This is a genomic window from Variovorax sp. PAMC28562, assembly GCF_014303735.1.
In the GTDB taxonomy this organism is placed as follows: domain Bacteria; phylum Pseudomonadota; class Gammaproteobacteria; order Burkholderiales; family Burkholderiaceae_C; genus Variovorax.
In genome coordinates this window covers 4,531,218-4,552,239 of sequence record NZ_CP060296.1, presented here as the reverse complement: position 1 = coordinate 4,552,239, position 21,022 = coordinate 4,531,218, and the positions used below count along the sequence as shown (strand labels likewise).

General features: G+C 64.9%; 21 protein-coding genes and 1 riboswitch. Of the genes, 11 read left to right on the top strand and 10 right to left on the bottom strand.

Translation table 11 applies throughout. The features are described 5' to 3' along the window. Positions 1 to 5 precede the first annotated feature (5 nt). Complete coding sequence (hisC, locus tag H7F36_RS21380) at positions 6 to 1,094, top strand: histidinol-phosphate transaminase (protein WP_187052650.1); 1,089 nt, start codon at positions 6 to 8, stop codon at positions 1,092 to 1,094. Next, a complete protein-coding gene (locus H7F36_RS21375) occupies positions 1,094 to 2,131 on the top strand; it encodes a TraB/GumN family protein (protein WP_187052649.1) in 1,038 nt (345 codons plus the stop codon). Before hisC ends, H7F36_RS21375 begins: the two co-directional genes overlap by 1 nt. On the opposite strand, the gene rsgA is transcribed toward H7F36_RS21375, so the two are convergent. The 3 genes from rsgA to H7F36_RS21360 are packed head-to-tail and all read right to left on the bottom strand — an operon-like array spanning position 2,125 to position 4,751. Continuing rightward, positions 2,125 to 3,075, bottom strand: a complete 951-nt coding sequence (rsgA, locus tag H7F36_RS21370) for a ribosome small subunit-dependent GTPase A (protein ID WP_187055144.1) — start codon at positions 3,073 to 3,075, stop codon at positions 2,125 to 2,127. The genes H7F36_RS21375 and rsgA overlap by 7 nt on opposite strands. A 26-nt stretch (positions 3,076 to 3,101) precedes the next feature. Continuing rightward, complete coding sequence (locus H7F36_RS21365) at positions 3,102 to 3,452, bottom strand: 4a-hydroxytetrahydrobiopterin dehydratase (protein WP_187052648.1); 351 nt, start codon at positions 3,450 to 3,452, stop codon at positions 3,102 to 3,104. Positions 3,453 to 3,479: 27 nt separating this feature from the next. Then, complete coding sequence (locus H7F36_RS21360; RefSeq protein ID WP_187052647.1) at positions 3,480 to 4,751, bottom strand: M48 family metallopeptidase; 1,272 nt, start codon at positions 4,749 to 4,751, stop codon at positions 3,480 to 3,482. A gap of 58 nt (positions 4,752 to 4,809) precedes the next feature. Here H7F36_RS21360 and orn point away from each other — a divergent pair, with 58 nt between their 5' ends. Together orn and H7F36_RS21350 are read left to right on the top strand one after the other, a co-directional pair. Continuing rightward, positions 4,810 to 5,442 (top strand): oligoribonuclease, encoded by a 633-nt coding sequence (gene orn / locus H7F36_RS21355; protein WP_187052646.1) that lies wholly within the window; start codon positions 4,810 to 4,812, stop codon positions 5,440 to 5,442. 264 nt (positions 5,443 to 5,706) lie between these two features. Next, entirely contained in the window at positions 5,707 to 7,692 is a 1,986-nt protein-coding gene (locus H7F36_RS21350) for a DEAD/DEAH box helicase (RefSeq protein WP_187052645.1), read from the top strand. A gap of 75 nt (positions 7,693 to 7,767) precedes the next feature. Here the strand turns inward: H7F36_RS21350 and H7F36_RS21345 are convergent, their stop codons facing one another. Next, entirely contained in the window at positions 7,768 to 8,832 is a 1,065-nt protein-coding gene (locus H7F36_RS21345) for a phenylacetaldoxime dehydratase family protein (protein WP_187052644.1), read from the bottom strand. Positions 8,833 to 8,869: 37 nt separating this feature from the next. Beyond that, positions 8,870 to 9,940, bottom strand: a complete 1,071-nt coding sequence (locus tag H7F36_RS21340; RefSeq protein ID WP_187055143.1) for a carbon-nitrogen hydrolase family protein — start codon at positions 9,938 to 9,940, stop codon at positions 8,870 to 8,872. Positions 9,941 to 10,119: 179 nt separating this feature from the next. On the opposite strand from H7F36_RS21340, the gene H7F36_RS21335 reads away from it, so the two are divergent. Together H7F36_RS21335 and H7F36_RS21330 are read left to right on the top strand one after the other, a co-directional pair. After that, the gene (locus H7F36_RS21335) at positions 10,120 to 11,082 is read left to right on the top strand and encodes a helix-turn-helix domain-containing protein (RefSeq protein ID WP_187052643.1); all 963 of its coding nucleotides are present in this window, start codon (positions 10,120 to 10,122) and stop codon (positions 11,080 to 11,082) included. Positions 11,083 to 11,165: 83 nt separating this feature from the next. Next, complete coding sequence (locus tag H7F36_RS21330; RefSeq protein ID WP_187052642.1) at positions 11,166 to 11,381, top strand: hypothetical protein; 216 nt, start codon at positions 11,166 to 11,168, stop codon at positions 11,379 to 11,381. A 14-nt stretch (positions 11,382 to 11,395) separates the two neighbouring features. Here the strand turns inward: H7F36_RS21330 and H7F36_RS21325 are convergent, their stop codons facing one another. The 3 genes from H7F36_RS21325 to H7F36_RS21315 all read right to left on the bottom strand — a co-directional run bounded on the left by H7F36_RS21325 (position 11,396) and on the right by H7F36_RS21315 (position 13,128). Then, entirely contained in the window at positions 11,396 to 11,839 is a 444-nt protein-coding gene (locus H7F36_RS21325; RefSeq protein ID WP_187052641.1) for a universal stress protein, read from the bottom strand. Between the two features lie 64 nt (positions 11,840 to 11,903). Next, positions 11,904 to 12,377 carry a C40 family peptidase gene (locus H7F36_RS21320; protein WP_187055142.1) on the bottom strand — a complete coding sequence of 158 codons (474 nt, stop codon included), beginning with the start codon at positions 12,375 to 12,377 and terminating at the stop codon, positions 11,904 to 11,906. 22 nt (positions 12,378 to 12,399) lie between these two features. Continuing rightward, positions 12,400 to 13,128: a Coq4 family protein gene (locus H7F36_RS21315; protein ID WP_187052640.1), complete on the bottom strand. Its 729-nt coding sequence runs from the start codon at positions 13,126 to 13,128 to the stop codon at positions 12,400 to 12,402. A gap of 116 nt (positions 13,129 to 13,244) precedes the next feature. Next, positions 13,245 to 13,347: riboswitch (TPP riboswitch) on the top strand. A gap of 79 nt (positions 13,348 to 13,426) precedes the next feature. Here H7F36_RS21315 and thiC point away from each other — a divergent pair. From thiC to H7F36_RS21290, 5 genes are read left to right on the top strand one after another with little or no spacing between them, the layout of a single operon-like run. Next, positions 13,427 to 15,322: a phosphomethylpyrimidine synthase ThiC gene (thiC, locus tag H7F36_RS21310; RefSeq protein ID WP_187052639.1), complete on the top strand. Its 1,896-nt coding sequence runs from the start codon at positions 13,427 to 13,429 to the stop codon at positions 15,320 to 15,322. A 35-nt stretch (positions 15,323 to 15,357) separates the two neighbouring features. Further along, positions 15,358 to 16,395 carry an FAD-dependent oxidoreductase gene (locus H7F36_RS21305; protein ID WP_187052638.1) on the top strand — a complete coding sequence of 346 codons (1,038 nt, stop codon included), beginning with the start codon at positions 15,358 to 15,360 and terminating at the stop codon, positions 16,393 to 16,395. Further along, on the top strand, positions 16,392 to 16,649 hold the full coding sequence (gene thiS / locus H7F36_RS21300) for a sulfur carrier protein ThiS (protein ID WP_261802429.1): 258 nt from the start codon (positions 16,392 to 16,394) through the stop codon (positions 16,647 to 16,649). Before H7F36_RS21305 ends, thiS begins: the two co-directional genes overlap by 4 nt. A 15-nt stretch (positions 16,650 to 16,664) precedes the next feature. Further along, positions 16,665 to 17,516, top strand: a complete 852-nt coding sequence (locus tag H7F36_RS21295; RefSeq protein ID WP_187052637.1) for a thiazole synthase — start codon at positions 16,665 to 16,667, stop codon at positions 17,514 to 17,516. Beyond that, positions 17,513 to 19,201 carry a bifunctional hydroxymethylpyrimidine kinase/phosphomethylpyrimidine kinase gene (locus H7F36_RS21290; protein ID WP_187052636.1) on the top strand — a complete coding sequence of 563 codons (1,689 nt, stop codon included), beginning with the start codon at positions 17,513 to 17,515 and terminating at the stop codon, positions 19,199 to 19,201. The genes H7F36_RS21295 and H7F36_RS21290 overlap by 4 nt, the downstream gene beginning before the upstream one ends. Here H7F36_RS21290 and H7F36_RS21285 read toward each other — a convergent pair. Further along, on the bottom strand, positions 19,158 to 20,108 hold the full coding sequence (locus tag H7F36_RS21285) for a fumarylacetoacetate hydrolase family protein (RefSeq protein WP_187052635.1): 951 nt from the start codon (positions 20,106 to 20,108) through the stop codon (positions 19,158 to 19,160). The two genes, H7F36_RS21290 and H7F36_RS21285, sit on opposite strands and share 44 nt — an antisense overlap. Further along, positions 20,105 to 21,013: an extradiol ring-cleavage dioxygenase gene (locus H7F36_RS21280; protein WP_187052634.1), complete on the bottom strand. Its 909-nt coding sequence runs from the start codon at positions 21,011 to 21,013 to the stop codon at positions 20,105 to 20,107. The genes H7F36_RS21285 and H7F36_RS21280 overlap by 4 nt, the downstream gene beginning before the upstream one ends. Positions 21,014 to 21,022 lie beyond the last annotated feature (9 nt).

Sequence of the window (21,022 nt, the reverse complement as noted above, 5' to 3'; positions counted from 1 at the left end):
GCGCGTTGAGCGCGCCCGGGTCAAGCTTCTGGAGCCCGCGCATCGCGGCACTGCAACCGTACGTGCCGGGCGAGCAGCCGCGCATCGACAATCTCGTCAAGCTCAACACCAACGAGAACCCGTACCCGCCGTCACCGCTTGCCATCGATGCGATACAGCGTGCGTCTGAAAGCGGGCTGGAGCGCTACCCCGATCCGACTTCGATGGCGTTGCGTGAAGCCATCGCGCATCGACATGGGTTGAACGCGCAGCAGGTTTTCGTCGGCAACGGATCGGACGAAGTGCTTGCGCACGCGTTCTTCGCTTTCTTTCAGCGGGCTGAACCGCTGCTCCTTCCCGACATCACCTACAGCTTTTACAAGGTGTACGCGCAACTCTATGGCATCGCCTGCGAGCTGCAGCCAGTGGATGATGACCTGCGCATCGACGTCGATGCGCTAGCTGCGCGCGCGCAGTCTGTCGACGGCTGTGCCGGCATCGTCATAGCCAACCCGAATGCACCGACCGGCATCGGCCTGCCGCTCGAACGCATCGAGCAATTGCTGATTGCCTGCCCGCATCGCGTCGTGCTGGTCGATGAGGCCTACGTCGACTTCGGCGGCGAAAGTGCATTGCCGCTGGTGGCGCTTTATCCGAACCTGCTCGTGGTGCGAACTTTGTCGAAGTCACACTCGCTGGCCGGATTGCGTGTCGGCTTCGCCTGCGGGCAGTCGCATCTGATCGAAGCTTTGACGCGCGTCAAAGACAGCTTCAACTCGTATCCGCTCGATCGCCTCGCGAGCGCTGGCGCAATCGCGGCGATCGAGGACGGGCGCTATTTCGAAGCCACGCGCAAAGCGGTGATGGACACGCGCGAGGGCCTCAGCTTGCAGCTGGAAGACCTGGGCTTCGAAGTGCTGCCGTCACAAGCCAACTTCGTCTTCGTGCGCCATCCTGATCACGATGCAGCCATGCTCGCTGCCGCGCTGCGGGAACGGGCCGTGCTTGTGCGCCACTTCGCACGGCCGCGCATCGACCAGTACCTGCGTATCAGCATTGGCACGCGCGATCAGTGCAGCACACTGATCGATGCGCTGCAGACCGTGCTCGGCTGATGTCCTGCGCCGGTCTCGGTGTCGATCATGGTCGCCGCTACGGTGGCCGCTGGATGGCAGCCTTCGTGATCGTCGTCGCGTGGCTGTCGCTGTGGGCCAGCGCGGCGCATGGGGCCGAATGTCCGCCCGCGCCGAAATTGGCTGCAGACCAGCTGACACCGACGCTGGGCGAACCGCGCGATCGCGGTTTTCTTTGGCGCATCAGTGCGGCCAGCCACACGTCATGGCTCTATGGAACGATCCATATCAACAAGCAGGACTGGGCGTTGCCGGGACCAAAGACTGCTGCGGCCTTGCGCGCAAGCAAGACGCTCGCGCTGGAAATGGACGTTGACGATCCTTCGATCCAGCAGCGATTCGCGAAGCTCATCTCGCGCCACGCTGGCGACGTGCCGACGGCGCTCGTGCCGCGGGTGAATGCGCAGCTGGCACGCGTTTGCCTGCCCGAAACTTTGGTCGGAAAAATGCACCCCTCGATGTTGCTGAGCACCATCGAATTGATCGGCCTGCGTGCCGATGGCTTGTACTTCGAATACGGTGCCGACCAGATGCTGGCCGAGCAGGCACGCCCCGAACGCAAGCCGATCGTCTCGCTCGAAACGCCGGAGGTACAGGCCGATGCGATGCTTGGCCCGGACGCTGTGGTCGACGTCGACGAAATCAGGGAGGCGCTCGACGCGCTGGAAGGAGATCGCTCCAAAGCCTTGACCCGAACGCTGCTGGCGACCTGGGCGGAGTCGGATTTGTCCAGACTCGAAAGCTACGCACAGTGGTGCGATTGCATGACCACGCCAAAAGAGATCGCCGCGATCAGGCGCTTGATCGACGACCGCAATCCGGCGCTCGCCGATGCCATCGATGCGCTACACAAAAAAGGCCGCAGCGTGTTCGCCGCGGTGGGCGCGCTTCACATGATCGGGCCCGCCGGCCTGCCAGAGCTCTTGCGCCAGCGCGGCTACCGGGTGGAGCGCGTGGCGTTCGCATCGGGTGCGGCTGTCATACCGCGCGCCGCTCCTAACGCACTGCCTGCTCAGTAGCGCGTCTGGCTCAACTCGGCAAACAATTCGCCGTATATCTTGTAGCGAGTCGCGCTGATGTCGCCGGGTTTGTCGGCGGTTTCTACATTCGCAATGACACCGCAGCCCGGTTCGTGCAGATGCGTGCAGTTGTAGAACTTGCAGTTGTTCGCGTGCGCGGCGATATCTGGCATCAGGCCGGTGAGCTGCGTCGGCGCGATGTGATGCAGGCCGAACTCCTGGAACCCCGGCGAGTCGATCAGTCCGGTGGTGTGGTCGGCATCGACCCAGTACCAGGTCGTGCTGGTGGTGGTGTGCTTGCCCGAATTCAGCGCCTGTGAAATTTCGCGGGTCAGCACCGAGGCACCCGGCACCAGCAGGTTGATAAGCGTGCTCTTGCCGGCGCCCGAGGGGCCGAGCACCAACGTCGTTTTGCCAGCCAAAAGCTTCATCAGCGATTCGCGATCGGCCTCGCCCGATGCCTTCAGAGACAACGGCAGCACGCCATGCTGCATTCGCCGGTACGGCAACAGCTTTGCCCAGGCGCGTTCGAAGGGCAGCGCCAAGTCGCTCTTGTTGAGCGCGATGATCGGTGTGATGCGCTCAGCCTCGGCAGCGATCAACGCTCGCGCAAGTTGATGCTCTGAAAATTCAGGCTCGGCGGCGATCAGGATCAGCACGTGGTCGAGGTTGGCCGCGAACGACTTGGTGCGGATCTCGTCTTGCCGATAGAAGAGGTTGCGACGCGGCAGCACCTGCTCGATGGTGCCTTCGTCTTCGGTCGCTTGCCAGCGCACGCGGTCACCGACGACCGATTGGCTCTTCTTGCCACGCGGGTGGCAAATGAGGCGTTCGCCCTCGGGCGTTTCGACGAGGCAGTGACGGCCGTGGGCAGCGATGACGAGGCCATCGCGCAGGGTGGCGCCGCCGGGAAGATCGCGTGGCTGCTTAGCCAACGGCGCGATACCTGATATGGCTCATGCAGCGAATCTCATGCGGTGGAAGCGGTGGAAACGGTCGATAGCAGCGCATCGGCTTGGCGGGCGCAGTCGAAGTCGGTGGCTGAAAGTCCGCTCACGTCATGTGTGTTGAAGCGCACCACGCATCGGTTGTAGTGCACCGACAGATCGGGGTGATGGTCTTGCGTGTGGGCGATGAGGGCCAGCGCATTCACGAACGCCATCGTCTCGAAGTAGTTGTTGAAGCTGTACGTCTTTTCGATGACGACATCCGCGCCGTCGCCGCTCAGCTTCCAGCCGGCGAGCTTCGACAGGCTGGCGACGATCTCGGTCGCAGTCAATGCCCTGCGCGGCAAGACTTTCCAGTCTTTGGGTTTGAACATGCTGTCGCTCATGGTGCGCTTTCAGGGTCAGGCTGTTGCCGGCGCGAGCGCCATGCGTTGCAGGCGCTCGGAGGCGGGCGGATGCGAGTAGTAGAACTTGACGAACACCGGGTCAGGCGTGAGCGTCGAGGCGTTGTCTTGATAGAGCTTGAGCAGTGCGGCAGACAGGTCGGCGCCACTGCTTTGCGAGACGGCATACGCGTCGGCTTCGAACTCGTGCTTGCGCGACAGGCGTGCCGACAGCGGCGCCACGAAGAAGCCGAAGACCGGCACAGCGATCATGAAAAGCAGCAGGGCCAACGCGCTGTTGGGCGAACCCATGTTGGGCTGCACGCCCAGACCGGCAAAGAACCAGCCCTGCAACGAGACCAAACCCAGCAACGCGAAGCCTGCGAGGCTCAAGGCGAACATGGCGACCAGTCGCTTCACGATGTGCTTGTGCTTGAAGTGTCCGAGTTCGTGTGCGAGCACGGCCTCGACCTCGGAGGCGCTCAGCTGGCGTAGCAATGTGTCGTAGAACACAACGCGCTTGCTTGCACCAAAGCCGGTGAAGTACGCGTTGGCATGCGCGCTGCGCGTGCTGCCGTCCATCACGAACAGGCCTTTGGCCGCGAAGCCGCAACGCTTCATCAACGCGGTCACGCGCGCCTGCAGCGTCGGGTCGTCGAGCGGCTTGAACTTGTTGAAGAGCGGCGCGATGAAGCTGGGGTAGATCAGCATGAGCAGCAGGTTAAAACCCATCCACGCGCACCAGGCCCAAAGCCACCAGAAGGTGCCGGCTGCGCCCATCAGCCAGAGGATCAACGCAGCGATGGGCAGGCCGATTACCGTGCCCAACACCGTCGACTTCACGGCATCGGCCAGCCACAGCTTGAGCGTCATCTTGTTGAAGCCGAAGCGCTCTTCCAACCGGAAGGTTTGCCAGAGCGTGAAGGGCAGTTCGAGCAAGCCACCGATTGCCGCGAACGCGACGAGAAGCGCCAATTGTTGGGTCATGCCGCCGCCAAGCCAAGCGAGCAGCAGCTTGTTGACCACATCGAGGCCACCGAGCAGCGTCCAGCCCAGCAAAATTACAGCGCCCCACGCCATTTCGATCAAGCCGAAGCGCGACTTGGCGATGGTGTATTCGGCCGCTTTCTGGTGCGCCGCCAGGCTGATGGTTTGAGCGAACGGCGTCGGCACGTTGTTGCGGTGCCGGGCGACGTGGCGCATCTGCCGTGAGGCGAGCCAGAACTTCACCAGCAGGCCGGCAACCAGCGCAGCGGCGAAGGCGACAGTAAAGATCATCGATGAGGACATGGGCGATGAGTTTAGTCCCCGCGCCTGCGCCTCGCAGGCCATCGGTGACAATCCCCCGATGCCTGAACCTACTGATTCGACTGGTGCTCCGACCACTGCTGCAACCGCGACCCCTGCGTCCGCCGCAGCGCCTGTAACGCTTAAAAAGAGCGACCTGAACCTGGTCTGGCTCGATTGCGAGATGAGCGGCCTCGATCCGGAAAAAGAGCGCTTGCTCGAGATCGCCGTTGTCGTCACCGGTCCCGATCTGACGCCTCGGATCGAAGGCCCCGTGCTGGTCATTCACCAGACCGACGAAGTGCTGGACGCCATGGATGCGTGGAACAAGGGCACGCATGGCCGTAGCGGCTTGGTCGACAAGGTGAAAGCGTCGACGCTCGACGAAGCGGCCGCCGAGCAGCAGATGCTCGAGTTCGTCTCTAAATACATTCCCAAGAACAGCTCGCCGATGTGCGGCAACACCATCGGTCAGGACCGGCGGTTTCTGGTCAAGTACATGCCGAAGCTCGAGGCGTACTTTCACTACCGCAACCTTGATGTGAGCACGTTGAAGGAACTGGCCAAGCGCTGGAAGCCGAGTGCGTACAGCAGCTTCAAGAAGCAGCAAGCGCACACCGCACTGGCCGACGTGCACGAGTCGATCGAAGAGCTGGCGCACTACCGCACCACCTTTCTGCGTTTGACCGACTGACGATTAGGTAAAAACCCGGAGCCATGCGATAATCGATGGCTTCGCTGCAGTGAGCCTTAGGTGGCAACGGCAGCGTCTCTCGCATCTCCCTGTCTTGCACACCGCGCCCGATTGCTTTCGGTAACCAGTCTTTCTGGTTCCGGCTGCAAATCAAAAAGGCCGCAGCCCTGGCGAAAGCCTCTGCTGAATGTCGTTGGATGGTTGATGTTTTTAACCACCAACGGAGCGCCGCTCACGGCAGCGCTCGCGTATGAAGATTGAATCATGACCGACGCTTTTGAAGCGCAGGGCGAATTCGCGCCTGTGCAATCCACTGAGTTTTCCGTTGCTCCCGACACCGTGTCGGAAGCGCCCATCCTGGAAGCACTCGACGCAGTCGCGCCGGATGTCGAACCAAGCAACGAAATCGCTACCGCTGCTGATGAAGCAATCGTGCAAGCGCCTGCGCTGCCAAACGGCTTCATCCGCCTCGGCCTCGCACCTGAACTGATCGCCGCCGTGGCCGACCTGGGCTTCACCCAGCCGACCACCGTGCAAGACAAGGTCATTCCGCTCGCCATGGGTGGCGATGTCGATCAAAACGGCGCTGCACGTTTCGTCGACCTGATGGTGTCGAGCCAGACCGGCAGCGGCAAGACCGCCGCTTTCCTGCTGCCTGTGCTGCACACGCTGCTCAAGCGCCAGGCAGAGGCCGAAGCCGAAGCCAAGGCCGAGTTTCAGCGCCAGGCCGCTGAAGCTGCTGCCCGCGGCGAAGCACCGCTCAAGAAGCCGAAGCGCAAAGACCCGACCAGCAACCGCAATTTCAAGGCTGCCACGCCCGGCGCCTTGATCCTGTGCCCGACGCGCGAGCTCGCGCAGCAGGTCGCACACGACGCCATCGAGCTGGTCAAGCATTGCCGCGGCCTGCGCATCGCCAACGTGGTGGGCGGCATGCCCTACCAGTTGCAGATCGCCAAGCTGCAGAACGCCGACCTCGTCGTCGCCACGCCAGGTCGTTTGCTCGACCTGCAGCGCTCGATGCAAATCAAGCTCGATCAGGTCAAGTTTCTGGTCGTCGACGAAGCCGACCGCATGCTCGACCTCGGTTTTTCCGACGATCTCGCAGAAGTGAACCAGCTCACGATCGGGCGCCAGCAAACGATGATGTTCAGCGCGACTTTTGCGCCGCGCATTCAGCAACTGGCCCAGCGCGTGATGCGCGAACCCCAGCGCATCACCATCGACAGCCCACAAGAAAAGCACGCGAACATCAAGCAAGTGCTGTTCTGGGCCGACAACAGCCAGCACAAGCGCAAGCTGCTCGACCATTGGTTGCGTGACACGACCATCAACCAGGCGATCGTGTTCGCCAGCACGCAAGTCGAGTGCGACGGCCTCGCCGCCGACCTGCAGCAAACCGGCTTCAGCGCCGTGGCATTGCATGGCGCGCTGAGCCAGGGCCTGCGCAATCGTCGCCTGATGGCACTGCGCCAGGGCCAGGTGCAGATCCTGGTGGCAACGGACGTGGCCGCTCGCGGCATCGACGTGCCGACGATCACCCACGTCTTCAACTTCGGCTTGCCGATGAAGGCCGAGGATTACACCCACCGCATCGGTCGTACAGGCCGTGCAGGGCGCGATGGTTTGGCCATCACGTTCGCCGAGTTCCGCGATCGCCGCAAGATCATGGACATCGAGCAGTACAGCCGTCAGCAGTTCAACTCCGAGACCATCCCCGGTCTGGAACCGCAACAGCGCATGCCGCAATCGCGCCCGCCGATGGGCGAGTTCCGCGGCGGTGCCCGCGACAGCCGTGACAACCATTCGCGCGACCGCAAGTTCGGCGGCGGTGGTGGCGCTGGCGGCCATCGTGGTGGCTTCGGCGGCGGCAATGGCGGCGGCTTCGGTGGCGGCAACAGCAACTACGCTGGTGCGACCGGCTTCAACGACCGCGCTCCGCGTGGTCCGAGCGCACCGGGCCCGCGTGGCAACTACCAGGGCAACAGCGGCGGTAACGGCGGCGGCAATAGCGGCTTCGGCGGTGGCAACAATGCCGGCTTCGGTGGCGGTGCTCGCGAAGAAGGCGGCGGCTACGGTCGCAAGCCTGGCTTCGGCGATGGCGCACCGCGCGGTGGTGCTGGCGGTGGTCGCAGCGAGGGCTTCGCGCCCCGCGGCGCAAGCGCTGGTCATGGTGCAGGCCACGGTGGTGCCGGCAAGGTGTTCGTTCCTCGCGAAGCTGCCAAGCGCGCTCCGTTCAAGCCGACGCGCTAAACCGAATGTCAGCGCCTCAATGGCGCTTGATCGAAAGGCCCGCCCTCGCAAGACGGCGGGCCTTTCGTTGTCTACTCAACTCGCATGTTGCAAGCCGTTCATGAGTCCGGTGCGTGCATGGCAGTTGATGTACTCGTAGCGCTGCTCGTCCGCCTTCAACACCGAGACCTCGTGATACACGCGCAGCTTGACCTGGAACTCGAGCGCCTGCACGTAGCGCATGAAGCCTCCGAAGATCGCCACGTGCGTCGGATGCGATTCGGCCCAGCGTTCCATGTCTGCCAATGACCGCCAATAGCTGAGACCGAACGACTTTTGCAGTGGCGCACCCGCGGCGTCGAGATGGGTCATGTAGCGGTTGCTGTAGCAGCCGATCGACAAACCCCGGTCGCGCAGAAAGTCCATGCCTTCGCGCAACACGGGCTCCATTTCTTCGACGTACATCGTGCGTTCCGTGCCCGCGGTGTCGGCCCATTCCTGACCGGAGCGGATCATCGCGATGTTCTGGTGACCAGCGACTTGAACGCGCTGACCTGGCAGCGGCGCACCGGTCACGATTGCGCGCGAGCCCGACGGCGACATCGCATCGGTCTGCGACAGTGGAATGCGGTCGCGCATCGAGCCCCAGTAGCCGTGCTCCTGCAGTTCGCCGCTGAGTTCGCCCATGACCATGCCGACACCTTCGAAGCGATCGGGCGTGTTGAACATGGTCTCGTAGTGCTCGACACGCGGCGATGCGATCTCGCGAAAGTAGCCGAGCCCTTCGGTGAGCCGCGCGTCGTCGTACCACCATGCATCGATTGCGGGAGTCGCGCACCAGCGTGCATGGCTCGCCGTGTCGTTCCAGTACGCGATGGCGATCATGTTGTCGAAGCCATCGGTATCGACATAGTGCGTGAGGTCGTGATGGCCCGGTCCGTCGGCAAGCGCGAAGCCGGCAGCGATCTTCATCAGTGCAGCGCAGGCTTTGCCCTGCATCGCAACGCCGCGCGACTGCACGCCGAAGTAGCCCATTACGACCTGCGTGACCGACGGCGCGGCACGCGCCGACCACACCGGGTAGGGCGGTGCGTAGTCGTCCTCGACCCGGCGATGCCGTGTACGCGGACACTTCAAATGCTCTGCGATGGCGGATTCCATGAGGTGCTCCGTGGCTGGGTTGCAATGTCGGTTGCGGTCAGGCAGCGAGCGGGACGCGCGCGCCTGGCGAGGTGGATTCCGCGGCAACGGTGGGCGAAGGGGCGACCGCCGCCGCCACCTCGAACGCACCCGATTCGCGCTCGGCCGGCCGCTCGAAAACCACCGCCTCACGCCGTGTCTTGTTCAACAGCAGGCGCGTGACGTCGGGCCGCGAGTAGTGCCCGCTCGGGTCCCCCGCCGCCTTGGCGAGCGAGATCATTCCGAGGTCGATGTCGGCGATGACCAGGCCTTCCTGGTCTTCCGGGAGATTGGTTCCCATTGGCGAGCCGTCCGGGCCGTAGATGCGCGCGAAGCCGCCTCCGGTGAGCAGCATCTGCTTCTTGCCCGCGTCGGTGCACAGCAGGTCGCTCATCGTCGGCGACACGGTGGCACAGGGTGCGATCACGAAGCACTGGCCTTCCGCCGCATAGACCTGGCTCGCCGCGTTGTTGACCTCGGCTCCAAGCGCGTATGCGCCACCGCGGTAAAGAGAAAAGCTCGGCCATGCGCCGCAATGGATCTGCTCGTTCTGCGCGTACATGGCGTACTTGCTGAGCGGTTGCAGATGCTCCCAGCAGCAGAGCGAGCCGATATTGCCGATCGCTGTTTCGCACACCGTCAGGTCGGAGCCGTCGCCTTCGCCGAACACCGTGCGCTCGACGTGCGTGGGCTTGAGCTTGCGGCGCGTCTGCACCGTGTTGCCCTGGTCGTCGATCAGCATCTGCGCGATGTAGAGGCTACCGCCGGCTTTCTCGCTGTAGCCCGTGGACAGCCAGATCTTGTGCTTGCGCGCCGCATCGCGGAGCCGGTCGAAGTCGGGTGAGCCGACCACCAGCGAGGTGTCGTTGTAGCGCTGCACGAACTGCATGCCCCACGCTGGTGAATCGAGCCAGATCCACCACGGATAGCCTGGCAGCCAGGTCTCCGGAAACGCGATGAGCTTGACGCCTTGCGCGGCAGCGTCGGCCATCAGGTCGATGGTCTTGTCGATGGTGCCGTCGAGGTCGAGGAACACCGGCGCCGCCTGCACGGCAGCGACGCGAAACTTGGGATGGGCAGCACGGGGCATGTTGATTTCTCCTGGCGGGTTGGAAGGATCGGCCGCGCCGTGCGCTTCGGGTTTGCGCGATGGCATGCGGGTTGCTTGAAGCGTAAGTTCGCCGCCAGCAAACACTTTGTCCGACACGCGCGGCGTTCTTGTTCCAGCGTGGCAGAACGCATTTCGAGAACGCACTTCGGGAGTTACCCATGAATCAATTGCTCAGCACCGACGCGGTTCCACGCAACCAGCGACTCGCCTACTGGACCGACATGATCTGCAACGTCTACGTGCAGCTCGGATGCGATCCGGTACGCCCGGACGAGGCGGGCAATTTCGAAGGCAGCATCCGGCAGCACACGCTGCCCAGCCTCGACGTGTCTGTGGTGACGTCGAGCGCACAGAACGTGACGCGCACCGCAGGCCACATTGCACGCTCGTCGGACGATTATTTTCTGGTGAGCATCCAGGCGCGCGGCAAAGGGGTGGTGCGGCAAGACGGCCGCGACGCGGTGCTGTCGGCCGGCGACTTTGCGCTGTACGACAGCACTCGGCCCTACGAGTTGCTGTTCGACGATGCGTTCGAGCAGATCGTGCTCAAGCTGCCGGGCGAGCGCCTGCGCAGCGAACTGCGCAACACCGAAACACTGACCGCCACCACGGTGTCCGGCCGTGAAGGCGCCGGGCACCTGTTGCTCGGCATGATTCGCACGCTGCGAGAAGACATCGACACCTTGCAGCCGGCTTCAGCGCTCGCCGTGGCCAACGGCGTGCAGAGCATTCTTGTCGCGGGTCTGCAGACCTTGCCGGCGGCGCGCGCACCCGGCCTCAGCAATCTGACGGCCTATCACTTGGCGCGCGTGAAGCGCCGCATCGACGAGCAACTGGCCGACCCGACGTTGTCCGTGAGCAGCCTGGCCGCCGAGCTCGGTGTGTCGGCCAGCCACATCCATCGGGTCTTCAAGAGCGAGCCGCTCACCGCCTCGCAATACATCTGGGAACGCCGACTCCAAGCGTGCAGCAAAGACCTGCTCGAGCCACGGCTGGTCGGTCGGCCTGTGGGTGAAATCGCCTATGCGCGCGGCTTCAACGACGCCGCGCATTTCAGCCGCGCGTTCCGTGAGCGCTTCGGTCGGTCACCGCGCGAGTGGCGTAATTCACGGATGCAATGACCCTGAGGCGCGCAGCCCGCTTTTAGCTCGCAGCCGTGCGAAAGTTCCCTATTTGTAACTGATATGTAACTGACAATCCGGGCATGACACAACCCGACCAACTGACAGATCAAGACCTCATTGCACGCACCTTGAACTGGCGCCGCGCGGTCATGCATGGCGACGAGGGGGCACGTCATGTGGCGCAAGCGCACGAGGAGGAAGCGCGACGTCGCTTCGCCGGCGCGACGACCATCAACGGGACGTTGGAGGCGTTGGAGCCAAAGCGCAAGCCGTTGTGGCAGCGGTTGCTTCCTTGATGTTCAGATGAGCTTCAGCGCAGCACCAGCACCGGCAGAGAAGAGTGCGTGAGCACATGCTGCGTCTCGCTGCCCAGCAGCAACCGCTTCAACCCCTTGCGGCCATGCGATGCCATCACGATCAGGTCGCTGCGATGCTTGCGTGCCGCGCGGATCACCGACTCGGCCACCTGATCGGAACTCATGGTCGCGGTCTTGATGTCCACGCCTTTGGCCTTGGCGGCCGTAACGATGTCGTCGAGCACGGCTTGCGCGGAATCGGCCCAGCGCTTTTCGGTGGTTGCGATTTCCTCGGCAGAAAACGCCATCGCGCCATCGAGGTAGCTCGTCGGATAGCGCGGCACGACGGTCAGCGCGACCAGTTGCGCGTCGTGCAGCGCCGCCAGCGTGATGGCAGCGCGCACGGCCTTCTTCGACAACGTAGAGCCGTCGGTGGCGACAAGAATGCGTTTGAACATGGATCGATCCTCAAGTGTCTGGCGCGATCTTCCGGCCAAGCGATGTCGTCGGCCTTGACGCACATCAAAGCCGCCGCACCTTGAGCGTCTGCCGCGACCAGTAAGGACCGTCGAGCCGGTCGAGCCGTACTTCGCCACCAGTCGAAGGCGCATGCACGAAGCGCCCTTCACCGACGTAGATGCCGGCATGCGTCGGCCGTCCGTGTCCGAAAAGCACCATGTCGCCGGAGCGGAGTTCGCGTGTCGCTACCGGATCTCCGAAGTCGGAGAGTTGCGCCACCGTGCGCGGCGGCGCGGCGCCCATGCGGGAGCGGTAGACATAGCCGATGAGGCCGCTGCAATCGAAGCCGCCTTCGATCGTATTGCCCCCGTATCGATAGGGCGTACCGACCAGGCCGAGTGCATGGATCGCGATGTCGTTGGCTTGCTCCGATGACAGCGCGGCGCGTGGCGCGCGGGGCGCTGAAGTTTGCTGACTGGCACAACCCGAGAGCAATGCGGCGGCCAGGAGAAGCGCCGAGCCGGGCAGCCGCCGCATAGGCGTCATCGAACGAGCGCCATCAGGCGAGATGCTCGGCCAGCACGCCTTGCGCCGACACATAGCGGGTTGGAGGCGCGATGCCGAGGCGTTCGCGCGCTGCGGGCAGCGGCTCGTTCAAAAGCAACTCGTAGTCTTCACCCAGTAGCCACGCCGCCTTTCGGCCGTTGCGCCAGCCTTCGATCACCGCACGCGCGAACACGGCATTTCCAGTCACGCGCAGACTCTTCAAGGAGGCAGCCAACGCAATAAAGGCCCAGCCCAGTCCGCCCGATTGGGCGAAGCTGAACGCGACCAGCGCCGCTTCACCCAGACTCTCGTCGGTCTTGTAGCCGGTGAGCACGTGCCAGATGTCGTGCACGTCGCGCGTCCGCCTTGCGCTCCATGCGTAAGGGTCTTCGACCAGCGGCTCACGGTTGAGATTGGAGATCTCTGCCAGACCGGCGGCGCTGTATCCGGTTCGTTCAAGAAACGCGCGGTACTCAGCGCCGACGGTGCCCGGCGCAAAGCTCGCGATGAAGGCCGGATCAGAGAACCGATCCGCGAGTTCGACGCGTCGGTAGGCAAGCTTTCTGCCAGCCGGCGTCTGCATCAAGCGAGCGTAGTTCTGGCGCGGTACCGGGCCGTTGAGCGCTCGCATGATGACGAACACCTGTGTCGTGTCGTTGCCATCGGCGAGCAGCTTGCGAATGGCGCCGAACGCCGTCGGGAAGTCTCGTTTGTAGGGAGTCGGAGATGCGGAAGTGGTCATCGCGCTTTCTTGAAAAATCCCGGGGTCAGACGTATTTTGGGGGCATCTTCATTGTCCTCGAAGACCTCCGTTCCGAGCGGCACTGGTTGACTTCCGCGCGCACCGTGCCCAGAATCAACACCGCTCCGGGGTGCACGCAAGCGCGTGCTGAGATGGTCAGTCCGAACCCGCGAACTTGATCTGGTTCATACCAGCGTAAGAAGAGCTGCGACTCCCCTGAGTGCCCGTCCGCCGATGACGGGCGCCGCCCAGGAGCCATCGCGGAGCACCCGTTGTCTTGCAACCAGGAGTGCCCCGCATGAATGCCATCGACAAGTTCGCGTCTCTTCTCGCGCTCACCCGCGAACCCTTTCCCGCTTCGACCAAAGGCGTCATCGCCGGCAGCCGCCCAGACCTCAACGTGCCGGTGCGCGAGGTGGCGTTAACCAATGGCGAGCGCGTCTCGCTCTACGACACCTCCGGCCCTTACACCGATGCCGCGATCGACATCGACGTGCGCCGCGGACTGCCGAGCGTGCGCGATGTGTGGGTGGCCGAGCGCGGCGACACCGAAAGCTACGAAGGCCGCCTGCATCTGGCGCTCGACGATGGTGCCACGCATGCCGACCGCGATGCCCAGCGCATTGCCGAATTGCGTGCCGGCGCCGCCGCGTTGCAACGCACGCCACGGCGCGCCCGCACCGGTGCCGGCCAGAGCGGCAACGTGACGCAGATGCACTACGCGCGGCGCGGCATCGTCACGCCGGAAATGGAATACGTCGCGTTGCGCGAAAACGGCAAGCGCGAATGGATGGCGCAATACATGTCCGACGCCGCGCGCGAAAAACGCCTCGCCGGCAACCCGATGGGCGCGCAGATCCCGAAGATCATCACGCCCGAGTTCGTGCGCGACGAAGTGGCCCGTGGCCGCGCCATCATCCCGGGCAACATCAACCATCCCGAAGTCGAGCCGATGGCGATCGGGCGCAACTTCAAGGTCAAGATCAACGCGAACATCGGCAACTCGGCGGTCACCTCGAGCATCGAGGAAGAAGTCGAAAAGCTGGTGTGGTCGATCCGCTGGGGCGCCGACAACGTGATGGACCTTTCGACCGGCCGCAACATCCACACCACGCGCGACTGGATCGTGCGCAACAGCCCGGTACCGATCGGCACGGTGCCGATTTACCAGGCGCTCGAGAAGGTGAACGGCGTGGCCGAAGACCTGACCTGGGAGATCTACCGCGACACGCTGATCGAGCAGGCGGAGCAAGGCGTCGACTACTTCACCATCCACGCCGGACTGCGCCTGGGCTTCATCCATCTGACGGCGGGGCGGCGTACCGGCATCGTGTCGCGCGGCGGCTCGATCATGGCCAAGTGGTGCATCACGCACCACAAGGAGAGCTTTCTCTACACGCACTTCGAAGACATCTGCGACATCATGAAGGCGTACGACGTGAGCTTCTCGCTGGGCGATGCGTTGCGCCCGGGCTGCGCATCGGATGCCAACGACGAGGCCCAGTTCGCCGAACTGCACACGCTGGGCGAGCTCACGAAGATCGCCTGGAAGCACGACGTGCAAACCATGATCGAAGGACCGGGCCACGTGCCAATGCACTTGATCCAGGCCAACATGGACGAGCAGCTGAAGACCTGCCACGAGGCGCCGTTCTACACACTCGGCCCGTTGACCATCGACATCGCGCCGGGCTACGACCACATCGCCAGCGCCATCGGCGCGGCCATGATCGGCTGGGCCGGCACCGCCATGCTGTGCTACGTCACGCCCAAGGAACACCTGGGCCTGCCGGACCGCGACGACGTGAAGCAGGGAATCATCGCCTACAAGATCGCAGCCCATGCGGCCGACGTGGCCAAAGGGCATCCAGGGGCACGGGCGCGTGACGATGCGCTGTCGCAGGCGCGTTTCGACTTTCGTTGGCAGGACCAGTTCAACCTCGGTCTTGACCCCGACACGGCACGCGAATTCCACGATGAGACCTTGCCCAAGGACAGCAGCAAGGTCGCGCACTTCTGTTCCATGTGCGGCCCGAAATTCTGTTCGATGAAGATCACGCAGGAGGTGCGCGAGTTCGCGGCACTGCGCGGCCTGACGGAAACACAGGCGCTCGATGCGGGCATGGCCAGCAAGTCCAGCGAGTTCAAGGCAGCCGGCGGCGAGCTCTACATTCCGATCGTGCCGCAGGCCTAGTGGGGTCCTCGACAACGTCCTCCACAACGCTCTCCATGGCGCACGCCAAAAGCATGGGCATCGCCGGTGCCGGTTTGCTCGGGCGCTTGCTCGCCTGGCAACTGTCGCGCGCCGGCCATGCGGTGACGGTGTTCGATCCGGCGGACGACGCGGTAGCGCGCTTCGACGGCCAGGGTGCCGCCGGCTTCACCGCGGCCGGCATGTTGAGCCCGCTGGCCGAACTCGACAACGCGACCTCCGACATCGCCGTGCGGGGCCTGCGTTCCGTTGGGCTTTGGCGCGACATCGTGCGGCAGCTACCGGGCCCGCCGCACTTCGCGGAACGCGGCAGTCTGATGCTCGCGCACCGCGCCGACAAGGGCAGCGCCGAGCGCGTGCTCGCACGCCTTCGCAACCACGAAGTCGCTGGGCTGATGCCGGCAGAGACTCTCGATGCAGCCGCATTGGCAGCGCTCGAGCCGGCGCTGGCGGGCGTGGCGCACGCATGGCTGTTGCCGGGTGAAGCGCAAATCGACGCCGTTGCCGCGATGGCGGCGTTGCACGACGGCGCGGCCGGTGTGCGCTGGTGTTGGCAGCGTCGCGTGACCGACCTCGAGCCCGGCGCCCTGTACGTCGAGGGACTCGGCTGGCAGCGCTTCGACACGGTATTCGACGTGCGCGGCCTGGGCGCGCGGCCCGCCTTGCCGGTGCGCGGCGTTCGTGGTGAAACTGTCTGGCTGCATGCGCCGGGACTCGGGCTGACGCGGCCGGTGCGACTGCTGCATCCGCGGCACCGCGTGTATGTCGTGCCACGCCCCGGCGACGTTGTGATCGTGGGCGCCAGCGAGATCGAAAGCGAAGACCGGTCGCCGGTGTCTCTGCAAAGCGCGGTCGAGTTGATGGCTGCGGCGCACAGCGTCTTGCCGGCACTTGCCGAAGCACGCATCCTGCGGCTCGACCGCAACCTGCGACCGGCGTTGCCTGACCATGCGCCGGTGGTGGAAGTGCGCGACGGACTGGTGCGCATCAACGGACTGTTCAGGCATGGCTGGCTGCTGGCGCCAGCGCTGGTGGAAGAGGCGCTTGCTGCATGAACGACGCCACCGCCACCGCCACAAACACGCATCCCGGCATGCCCATCGCAACGATCACCGTGCAACTCGACGGTGCACCGCGCGAGGTCGCTGCCGGCACAACGCTGGCTGCATTGATGCAGGCGCTGGGCCACGCCCCGCTGGCCATGAGCACGGCCATCAACGGCGACTTCGTGCCGCGCGCTCAACGCGATCGGCGCGTGCTGCAAAGCGGCGATGTCGTGCTGTTCTTTCAACCCATCGTCGGCGGCTGAGCCGGGGAGACTTCGATGACACGACAACAGGCGCAACCAGAACGACCCGCTGCCGACCTCTGGACGGTCGACGGCGTGCCGATGAGCAGCCGCTTCCTGCTGGGCACGGCCGGCTATCCATCGCCCCATACGTTGCGCGATGCCATCGAAGCAGCCGGCACGCAGGTGGTCACCGTCGGCCTGAAGCGCGCGATGGCAAGAACGGATGGCGGCGGTGGCGACAACGGCTTCATGACGATCGTGCGCGAGGCATTGGCGCAGCAGGGTGCGCGATTGCTGCCCAACACCGCCGGCTGTCGCACCGCACGCGACGCGGTCACGCTGGCCCACATGGCGCGTGAGATGTACGACACCCGGTGGATCAAGCTGGAGGTCGTGGGCGACGAGCACACGCTGCAGCCCGACCCGGCCGAACTGCTGGTCGCTGCGCACGCCCTGGTGCGCGATGGCTTCGTGGTCTGGCCGTATTGCACCGACGATCTGGTGACTTGTCGACGATTGCTCGACGCGGGCTGCGCCGTGCTCATGCCGTGGGGTGCGCCGATCGGATCTGGGCAGGGCCTGCTCAACCCCTGGGCCCTGCGCACCTTGCGCGAGCGGTTGCCGGACGCGACGTTGATCGTTGATGCCGGCCTCGGTGCGCCCTCGCACGCGGCGCAGGCGATGGAGATGGGCTTCGACGCCGTGCTGCTGAATTCCGCGGTGGCGCAGGCGCGCGATCCGGTGCGAATGGCGACCGCGTTTCGCCATGCCGTCGAGGCCGGCCGCGGTGGCTGGCAAGCCGGTGTGATGGCGCGGCAAGATTTTGCGGTGGCCAGCACTCCGGTCGGCGGCCAGCCGTTTCTGCTTGGCGAGGCCGCGCGATGAGGCCGCCCGTGATCTGGAGCATCGCCGGCACCGACAGCGGTGGCGGCGCGGGGCTGGCGGCCGATCAGCGCGCGGCCGATGCCTTCGGCGTTCATCTCTGTACGGTCGTCGCCGCTGTCACCGCGCAGAACTCGCACAGCGTCGCGCGCATCGAGCCGCTGCCGGTCGCGTGGCTCGACGCACAACTCGAAGCACTCGCTGCCGACATGCCGCCGCTGGTCATCAAGACCGGATTGCTCGGCGGTGTGGCGCAAGTGGAATGCGTCGCACGATGGGTCGACCTGCTGCGACGCGAGCGCCCTGTCGCACTGGTGGTCGATCCTGTGCTGGGGGCGAGCACCGGTGCGCAGTTCGCCGACGCGGCCGTGTTGCGGGCGTACCGCGATCTGCTGCTGCCGCGCGCCACGGTCGTCACGCCGAACCTGCACGAGGCGCATCGCTTGTTGGAGGCGCACGACAGCGGCCTTGGCGATAGCGATGACGCTGGCCGCAGCGACGTGCCGGCACTCGCCCGGCGACTGCGCGCGGCCGGCGCTGCGGCGGTTTGCATTACCGGCGGCGACAGCACGGACCACGTGCAGAGTGCGGAGCGTGAAGCACTCGACTGGATCGACACCGAGCACGCCGCCGGCTGGCTCGCATCGCCGCGTGTCGACACGAAGCACAACCACGGCACCGGCTGCACTTTCGCGAGCAGTGTTGCCGCAGCGTTGGCACTCGGCTACGTCGCGGCCGATGCGCTCGTCCTGGCAAAGATGGCGACCACGCAGGCACTGCGCGGCGGTCATGCGGCGGGCGCGGGCGCGGGACCTGTGATGGCCCTGCCGGGCTTCCACGCCGACCCTGCGCTGTTGCCGCGCATGTCGTGGGGCGAGGCGGCCTGCTTCGCGGCACCACGCCGCAGCGACGACCCGTTGCTGGGTCTCTACGCCATCGTCGACAGCGCCGAACGGGTGCGGCAGGTATTGGCCGCGGGTGTGCGCTCGGTGCAACTGCGCATCAAGACGCCGCCGCTGTCCGATGCAGCGAATCCGGCCCAAGCGCCCGACGCGCGCTGGACCGCGCTGCTGCGCGACGAAATCGCGCGCAGCGTGGCGGCCTGCCGCGCGGCGAAGGCGGAGTTGTTCATCAACGACCACTGGGCGCTGGCGCAAGAGTTGGGCGCCAGCGGCGTGCATCTCGGGCAGGAAGACTTACTGGCGCTGGGTGAGGCGGGTCGCGGCGAGCTGCTGCGCAGCGGGCTGGCACTCGGCATCAGTTCGCACAGCCTGTGGGAGCTGTGCCGGACCCGTGCCCTGGCGCCGCGCTACGTGGCGTGTGGGCCGGTGTGGCCGACGCTCACCAAAGACATGCCGTGGCGCCCGCAAGGTCTGGACAACTTGCGCTGGTGGAACGCCATGGCCGGTGCGCCAGTCGTTGCGATTGGCGGCATCCTGCAGCCGGGGCAGGTGAGTGAGGCGGCCGCGTGCGGTGTCTCTGGCGTGTGCGTGGTACGCGCGTTGGGCGTCGACGCGACGACCACCGTGCCGGTGCTGGCGACGGCATTGCGCGAAGGCGTCGCGACCACGGCATTGAAGAAGCACGAGCGACCGGAGCGAGCTCGGCAAGAGTCGCTGCTGCCCCTGCCGCACCCGAGCCTGCCTAACGGTTGGGGACTTGCGCCGCCGCCCGGTAGTTGTCCTTGAAGCGATCCGGCACCCGTGGATCGTGACCCATCGCCACGCGCCGAACTTCGTCCGAATCCGTCGGTGCATGCCCGACGCCGAGTGCAGAAGCGCGCGGCACCGGCCCCGCGACGACGTGACTCGAAAGGCGCCCGATACCGGTAATCTCCACCTCGACCGTGTCTCCCGGATCGACCGATCGTGAATGACACGGCGTGCCGGTGAGCACCACGTCGCCGGGCATCAGCGTGATGTGGCGCGCGATGTCGGCCACCATGTAGTGCGGGCCCCAGACCATTTCTTCGCCGATGTGGGCCTCCTGCACGAGCAGGCCGTTGCGGTAGGTGCGCAGGGTCTGGTCGAAGATGTTGACGCCGGTCACCAGGCCGGGACCGATCGGCAGCAGCCCGTCGGCGCCCTTCACGCGCAACATCGAGCCTTGATCCGTATCGCGAAAGTTCTGCAGTCCCATATCGAGCGCCGGCGCGAAGCCGAGCATGTAGTCCCACGCTTCGTCGGGCGTCACGTTGCGGCACACCTTGCCGATGACCACGGCGAGTTCGCCTTCGTAGTTGAGGTAGGTGCAGTCGGCAGGCTTCACGAGTTCACCGCCATGTGCATTCATCGCGGTGGGAGGCTTGGTGAAATAGGTCGGCGTCTCGGTCGGCCTGGCCTTGTTGCGCGTCTCCATGCCGCGCGAGCTGTACGACAGATGCACGCAGATGATCTTGGTCGGCTCGCACGGCGGCAGGTGCGTGACATCTGCCAGCGCGACCTCGCGACCGTCGTCGAGTCGCAGCGTGTTGCCGTCGATCACAGTGCCCCAATAAGGCGAGCCATGGCTCAGCACACGGCGGCGCTCGACACGCGGGCCGCGCATCACCGCGGGCAGTTCGGCGAACGGAAATTCGTGCAGGTACTTGCTCATGCCAGAGCCTCCAGTGTTGTCTTCGCTTCGGTGGTCTCGATGTCGAACCACATGTGGACGTTGCCGGTACCGCGTGCGTTCTCGTAGTCGGACAACGCGGTCCCCTTGCTGCGGCAATCGGCGCCACCGAGCGCACCGATCATCTGCAGGTAATGGCCGCCAAAACCTTCCCAGGGCAGCGGGCGAAACTTGCTGTCCCACTGGTCGAGGACGAGGTCGTGCCGCCCTTGCGCAAGCAGCGCGATCGCTTCCTTGTCGGCCGCCACGTTCGATGGCCGTGACACGTTGGTCTCGTGGTACATCCGCGGATGTTTCTGCACCCAGTCGATCTCATTGAACTTGTGACTCAACGCCCCGGAAGCCAGCAGCACGATGCGCTCGCCGATGTCAACGCCCATGCGCCGAATCGCCTCGCCGATGACGCGGCCCGACTCGAGGTAGTGGCGCGGCTGGCAGTTCTGGCAGGTGCTGACCGACACCACGCGCTCGCCCCTCACCAGCTTGTTGACCACGTTGATGGTCGCGTAATGTCGCGGCAACGCTTCGTCATAGATCGCCTTGCTCATCACGCCCTGTTCCACCGCGACCTCTTCGATAAGCCCCGCGAGCGAGGGCGATCCGCGGTAGTCGTAGTGCTGGCCGTGCAGGTACCAGGGCATCTCGTCGGAGGTGTAGGTGCCTTGCATGTGCGCACCGCCGTCGACCAGGTGGTAGCCGGTGGTGAACCAGTGGGTATCGAACAGCACGAAGGTGTCGGGCCGCACTGCGTCGATGCGGTCGCGCAGGCGCTGGTAACCAGCGATCAGGTCAGAATCCGCGCCGTTGCCCATCTTCACGCGGAAGTCGTCGTCCTGCATCAAGCCGGGGTGGTGCGACACCAGTGCGGCGCCGACGATCTGTGCCATGTCGTTCTC